2 protein-coding genes and 1 pseudogene are annotated in these 6,857 nt (G+C 68.2%); 2 read left to right on the forward strand and 1 reads right to left on the reverse strand.

Going from position 1 to position 6,857, the window contains the following annotated elements:
- Positions 1–340: 340 nt before the first annotated feature.
- Complete coding sequence (locus tag ND747_RS19410) at positions 341–1,126, forward strand: hypothetical protein (protein ID WP_251735212.1); 786 nt, start codon at positions 341–343, stop codon at positions 1,124–1,126.
- A gap of 884 nt (positions 1,127–2,010) precedes the next feature.
- On the opposite strand, the gene ND747_RS19415 is transcribed toward ND747_RS19410, so the two are convergent.
- The gene (locus ND747_RS19415; protein WP_251735213.1) at positions 2,011–4,686 is read right to left on the reverse strand and encodes a DEAD/DEAH box helicase; all 2,676 of its coding nucleotides are present in this window, start codon (positions 4,684–4,686) and stop codon (positions 2,011–2,013) included.
- Between the two features lie 574 nt (positions 4,687–5,260).
- Here ND747_RS19415 and ND747_RS19420 point away from each other — a divergent pair.
- A pseudogene (locus tag ND747_RS19420) lies at positions 5,261–6,739 on the forward strand (ISL3 family transposase).
- Positions 6,740–6,857 lie beyond the last annotated feature (118 nt).

The raw sequence follows: 6,857 nt of genomic DNA on the forward strand, positions 1-6,857 counted from the left end.
AACCCGCTTCCAGGAGTACGATAAAGCCGCCTAACCGTTCAAAGCCCTACCTGTGAACGAAACCGGGGCAGCTTCAGACAAAGCAGAGATCTACACCCAGCTCGGCCTACAGCTCACCCACCAGCCAGGAGCCCACCGAGTGATCGCCGAGGCCCAGCCTCAAGCGATCATGTACGAACAAGAGTGTCCGAGGGGCGACTCGAACCATTACCCCACCACCGGTCATCCTGTCTGGTGACCTCATTCTCGCAGGCCAGACGGGGGCCGGCCGATGAACGACGCACCCTTCAGTCCACCCGTCGGCCAAGGGAGCCCCCCGTTCGCTCTTCGAGCAGTCACCATGCTGATTGCCAGCGTCGTCGCGTTGAGCTTCCTGTTCGGGCTCGGCAATGTGTGGGCCCTGGGCATCCGGCTCGGCGTTCCCGCCTACATCGCTCCACTGGTCGCCCCCGCAGTTGATCTTTCGGTTGTCGCTCTGCTCGTTGCGACCCGCCAGCTGGCTCTTGCTGCTACCAGTCGGGAGCAGATCCGACCCGCGCAGCACCTCCTGATCTTCTGCAGTCTCGTCACCCTCGCCTTGAACACCGCAGAACTGATCATCGAAGGCCACTACGGCCGCGCCGCGTTCGACGCCGTCGGCTGCTGCTTACTCATCGGCTGGTCCCACATCGGGCCGGAACTCCTTCAAGCCCTTCAGCTCACCGGGAGCAGCGGGGAGCGGATTCCCGCGCGAGTGATCCTGCACCAACCTGTCGCTGCAGCAGGTCATGCCGGGCAGCCGGACCCCTTGGTGGCAGGTCACCTGATGGCGCGCCCACGGGAAGCGACCCAAACCAGCCGTCGCGCACGGCGAGGGCGTGCATCCGATCGGGAGCTTCTCGAACGGGCCCGCGTCGAGGACGCCCACCATTGGCAGGCTCATCGCCGCCCGATCTCCGCTGAAACCCTCCGCAAACACCTTCATGTAGGCGCCGGCACAGCACGCGCTCTTGTCGCACAGCTACGAATTGACCCGAACACTCGGCTTGATTCCGCAGCGGAGACCGATCAGGCCGACAGCGATCCCGTGGCCCCCGGCACCCGAACATCTACCAGCTGTTTCGTAGCCCCAGCTTTCAACCGGTGAACCGCGCCGACATGAGGAGGAACGCCCCGGGGACCACTTACCGGCCGACCCGCACCCGTCGACTGACCCGCACCAGCAATCGGCTGCGTGGCCTGCTCGCCCAGATCCACCCCTCGCGGGAACGTATGCTGGGACCACGCCTGGAACACCCGGCCGTGCGCCGCGGGTAAGGAACGGCGGCGGCTCTGGCAGGGACAACTGTACCGGTCTTTCTTGAATGCGGCGACAAAGGAGGTGTCGGCGTGTTCGTGTACGTCAAGCTACGTGAGGCGATCACCGCGCGTGGCTGGCCCGTCCTGCTGGGTGCTGCACCACGGGCAGATCACAGTTGGCGCGGACGCGGGCACGGTGAACTGCGCGCGGCACGGCCGCTGGGATCTACCCGAGCGCCAGCGGCGCCGCCGCTGGCCGGCGCACACAATGGCCGTGTCGCAGGGCGGTTCGTCGCCGAGGATGCGAGAATGCGCGTTGCGACAGACCGCGCAGACAGGCTCCGGTGGCGCGGCGACAAGCGTCGGATTCTCCCTGGTCGCAGAGAGGATTCGCCGATAGCTGGAGTGCGGCGTGGCACCGCCACAGACGTCGCAGTCCAGATAGAGATCTGACCTGGGCGTAGGCCGCCACACGTCCCGCGCGATGAAGGCGAGCCCCGAGAGAAATTTACGCACCGTCATCTCGACGTCGTCGCGACCACGGCCATGCGCGTTTCGGCTACTCCGCACAGCGAATCATCATCTCATTCGACCGGCCCAGCCTGATGGAAATCGCGAGCAGATCCCCCTGTCCGCAAGAGATCCCCCGCGAACACACCCTGTAGCCGACCCGCGCCCAGCCGTGTCTCGATTGGATTGGCGCAGGGACCCAGTCGCGCGGCGCCAGGCATGTCAGCCTGCGGTCGGGTCGTCAGCCGCCTGGGCTGCCGGCTCAGCGAACAGCCGCGCGCGCTCGGCCGCGACGATGATGTCGTAGACCAGCTTGTTCTCGGACACGTCGACTGCTTCCGGGGTGCTGTCGGCGGTGGCGCTGACCCGGGCGAAGTCGTCGAAGATGGACCCTTTGCGTGCGAGGAGCTCGCGGATCCTCTGGTCGACGCCCTCCTCGGACAGCAGCCGATAGACCTGGACGGACTCGAGCTGCCCCATTCGTTGGGCGCGCCTGATGGCGTGCTCCTCGGTGGAGGGCTTGAGCTGTGGTTCGCACAGGATGACGACGGATGCGGCCTGGAGGTTGAGCCCCATCCCGACGGCAAGGATCGACGCGATGAGTACTGCTCCGCCGGCGGCGGCGGAGAACTCGTCCAACAGAGGTTGACGTTGCGCGACCGGCGTCTTGCCGGTGAGCGGGCCGAAGACCAGGCCAGGTAGTTCCTGCTTGACTTGATCCAGGACGTCGAGGAAGAAGGAGAAGACGAGCACCCGTCGTCCGTTGGCCACCGCCTCAGCGACGATCTCCATCAGCCGGCCGAACTTCTCCGAGTCGCGCCCCTGGATCATCGCGGCCCGCCTCATGGCCATGAAGTTGCCGTCTCGCACCGCCTCCTGGTAAACGGCGAGATCCTCGTCGGACATCGGGAGCACCTCGTCGACCTCGACGAGCGGGGGCAGTTCGGGGAGCACGTCCGCCTGGTTGCGGCGCAGATAGGCCGGGGCCACCTGTGCGCGGAACCTCCGGGGGGACAGGCCGCTGGTCTCGATCACGAGCCTGGGCTGCACGTAGCGCACGAGAGCGACGAACTCGTCGAGACGGTTCTCCAGCGGAGTGCCGGTCAGCAGCACGGCACGATCGGACATCTCCAGAAGGAGCGCCGCCAGCTGCGATCTCTGTGCGTCCGGGTTCTTGACGTAATGGGCCTCGTCAACGACCACGCAGCCCAGTTCGACGTCGTGGAGCTGGGGCAGTAGCCAGCGCAGGGTCTCGTAGGTGGTCACGGCGACGCCGCCGTCGCGCCGCCAGTCGTCCACGGCTGCGTCGCGCCTCGGTCCGTGGACGCGATGGGGGCCCAGCGTCGACTTGCCCAAGATTTCCCGGGTCCAGTTCGTAACCACCGCGGCGGGACAGACCACGATTGTGTGACGGTGGCCGTGTGCGCGAAGGTGGGCGAGCACGGCGAGGGCCTCGACAGTCTTGCCCAGTCCCATCTCGTCACCGATGATGACCTTGCGTCGGGCCAGCGCGAACCGGGCGCCGAAGCTCTGATAGCCGCGCAGTGTCCCGACGGTGAGGTGCTCGGTGTTGAGGGACATCGCGCGGACGGAGGCGACGATCTGCTCGGGCAGGTCGCCATGGATCCTGTTCTCGTCTCCGGGTGCGACTCCGAGCTCGGTCAGCATGCCGAAGTAGTCGGCGGGCCGGGCGAGGAAGTCCTCCCACGGGTCGGCAGCTGGTACTTGACCCGGTTGGACGTCGCTGACCGAGGCCGCACGGCGCAGGACCGAGGTGACGCCGGTCAGGAACTCCTCTGCGGACAGCCCGGCGAGAGGGACCACGGCCAGTCGTTCAGGATGGCGGTCAAGCGCCTGTGCGAGCGGCGCCAGTTCCTGGGCGCGCGCCAGGTCCCAGGCCGCGTTACGCAGCCTGCGGATCGCGTCCCAGGCGCCGAGCTGGCGCAGTAACCGGGTCGCTTCCGGCGTCCGGCGCCTGATGTCGATACGGACCGGCGTCTCGTTGTATGTCGTCTGGTGCATTGTCTGCGCGGCGCCCAGGAGCCTGGCCGCCAGGGTCGACCCGATACCGGACACACCTTCCAGCGCGCGCCCGCGGTCGAGCACCGCCTGCACGGTCGTGATGCCAGCGTCGCTCAGCAGGCCGACGCGCAGCCGATCCCGGGTCACCTCCCGGAGCCGATCGACGGGCATCGTGGCGAGCAGGCCGCGGGTCTCGGCCTCTCGGACCTGGTTACCCGCCTGGATCGCGGCGGCCCGGTGAGCCGTTTCTGTCTGCAGGGCCTGGTCGATCATGGTGATCGCCTGGCCGAGCCCGGCGACGACATGGCCGTCGAGGAGTTCGAGACCTCCGGAGTCGGGAGCGCCGAGGTGTTCGGCGAGCCCGATCCCAGGATCCAGTGCGTCCGCCACGCTCATCCCACGGACGCTGTCGGGGTTCGGCGTCAAACTGGCCAGAAGACCGGGCAGGTCGGTCTCGACTGCCTGGTCTCGGTAACGGATCAGGAGAGCGCCGGCTTCCGCAGCGGCACTGCGTCGTGTGGGTCGGCTAAAGAATCGACGGGCGCTGAGCAGGACCCGCGCGTCGCCGATAATGCCGGGGACGTCGGTGACGAGGTCCTGGATGTCCTCGGCGTCCAACTGGGTGAGGTCGGGGAGATGCGAGCGCCGCGCGAGGGCACGGATCAGGCTTTCGTCCGCGTTTCGTAGGGGGAGGACTCGCCAGACTGTCGCGCCGTCACGAGGAACGTCGATAGCGGCACGACGCAGTTCCTCGCCGGCGGCACTCGCCTCCTCGGCAATTCTTGAACGCTCGGCGAGCAGGCGCTGGGCCTGCGCCAACCAGCCACTTACCTCCTCGACAGCAGTGCTCAGCCGTTCTCTTTCTGCCCTGTCCATCTGCCTCTGGATCTCCCGGATTGTCGTGGCAAACAGATCAATGGTGCCATCAACGCCGTGGTCTAGCTGCAAGAACGCAGAGAAGGGGGCCATTCCCCATTCCACTCTGACTGCGTAAATACGACAAATCATCCTGTGTTGCGAGCGGATTCCGCTCACATACCCGCTCGTCGCGCCGCGGGCCTGGGGGTCGCGCACCTTCCGTTACCAACACACCGACGCCCAGAAGTTCGTGACCACCGCGATCGCTGCCAGCGGCGACCATCGACGCCGAACCCAGGCAGCACACGACGCGCCGGTCGAAGCATCCTGGCACCAGCGGGGCTCTCAACGCCGAGGACGCCATCCAGGCCGCCTACGCCGAGATCGACAACCCAACGGGAACGGATCGGCATCCTCCTGGGTCAACTCCGAGACCTTCGAGCCCAGTGCACCGAGGGCACCGCCCAACGCCTCGCCGAGGAGAACGCCGCGCTCAAGCGGCGCGTCCGCCAGCGGGAGTGGGGACTGTCCGACACTCGGCTCTGCCGCACATCCGGTGGTGACTGATGTGACCTGCTATGTCAGATCTGTCATTATTGGTGTGGATTGCCTAGTGGCGCTGTTGTTCTCGGGGTTGGCGCCGCTGGTCGTGGAGGATGTTGCGGACGAGGGTGACCGGATCCGGGTCGCGGCGCGGACCCCGGACGGGCCGGTCGCGTGCCCACGGTGCGGCGAGCTGACCACGCGGGTGCACGGCTACCACGTGCGGACGCCAGCTGATGTGGCTCTGGATGCGCGCCGTGTGCTGCTGGCCGTGCGGGTCCGTCGGCTCGAGTGCCCGACCCGGGGCTGTCTGCGGACGTTCCGGGTGCGCTGGAGCGTTACCGGCGGCGCACTGTGCGGCTTTCGGCCCAGGTCGGCGCGGTGGTCCGGGAACTCGCGGGCCGCGCCGGGGCCCGGGTCCTGGGCGCGTTGTCGGTGCGGCTGTCACGGGACACCGCGCTGCGCTGCCTGCTGCGCCTTCCACTCCCACCGATGCAGGTCCCGCGGGTCTTGGGCGTGGACGACTTCGCGTTGCGCCGCCGCCACCGCTACGCCACGATCCTGATCGACGCCGAGACCCGCCGCCGCGTCGACGTCGTGGCTGGCCGCGGCGCCGACGTCCTGGAGGCCTGGCTGCGCGCCCATCCCGGAGTTGAGGTCGTCTGCCGGGACGGTTCGGGTGCCTACGCCGAGGCTGTCCGCCGTGTCCTGCCAGGCCCCCGGCAGGTGGGAGACCAGTGGCATCTGTGGCAACCTCGCCGAGGCGGTCCGTCAGGAGGTCGCCGCGCACAGCGCCTGGGCGAAGGCCGGCCCGCTGCCGACCGAGGGGCCCCGCGCCCAGACCACCCAGCAGCGCTGGGCGCAGGTTCATGACCTGCTCGACCAGGGTGTGGGCCTGCTCGACTGCGCGCGAAGGCTCAACCTCTCCCTGAACACGGTCAAGCGCTACGCCCGCGCCCCCGAGCCCGACCGGCTGATCCGCGCCCCGGCGTTCCGCCCGACACTGGTCGATCCCTACCGCGACTACCTGCGGGGCCGCCGGGCCGAACAACCCGCCGTCCCGCTCCTACGCCTGCTCCGCGAGATCCGACAGCAGGGCTACACAGGCAGCCACAACCTGCTCGTCCGCTACATCAACTCCGGCCGGCTCGACGGCGACCAGCCGGCGATGTCCCCACGCGCCCTGACCCGGTTCCTGCTCACCAGGCCCCATGCCCTCACCGACCCCCGGCGCGACCGGCTCGACCAGCTCACCGCCACCTGCCCCGAGATGACCACTCTCGCGAGCCTGGTCCGCGAGTTCGCCGCGCTGCTCGACCCAGCCGACGGCAACGACGACCGCCTCACCGCCTGGATCACCACCGCCCAGACCGCCGACCTGCCCCACCTGCACGCCTACACCCGCGGCCGCGACCTCGACCGGGACGCCGTGAACAACGCGCTCACCCTGCCCTACAGCAACGGCGGCACCGAAGGCGTCACCAGCGCCCTCGCGCCGCCGGCCCGCCACTGTCGCCTCCGCTGGTAGGCCGACTTGCTGCTCACCCGCAACTGCCGGGCCCTACCCGTCGGGTCTGTCCAGGTAATGGTGTAACTGTGGTGAATCGGACTACTTGCGGCCAGCGGTGAGTCGCCCGTCGAAGGCG

It is taken from the genome of Frankia sp. R82 (assembly GCF_023716925.1).
GTDB lineage: Bacteria > Actinomycetota > Actinomycetes > Frankiales > Frankiaceae > Frankia.

What these genes read in the sequence shown, in the direction of transcription:
- ND747_RS19410 (WP_251735212.1), top strand. Translation starts at nt 341, where the DNA reads ATGCTGATTGCCAGCGTCGTCGCGTTGAGCTTCCTGTTCGGGCTCGGC.
- ND747_RS19415 (WP_251735213.1), bottom strand. Translation starts at nt 4,686, where the DNA reads ATGGACAGGGCAGAAAGAGAACGGCTGAGCACTGCTGTCGAGGAGGTA.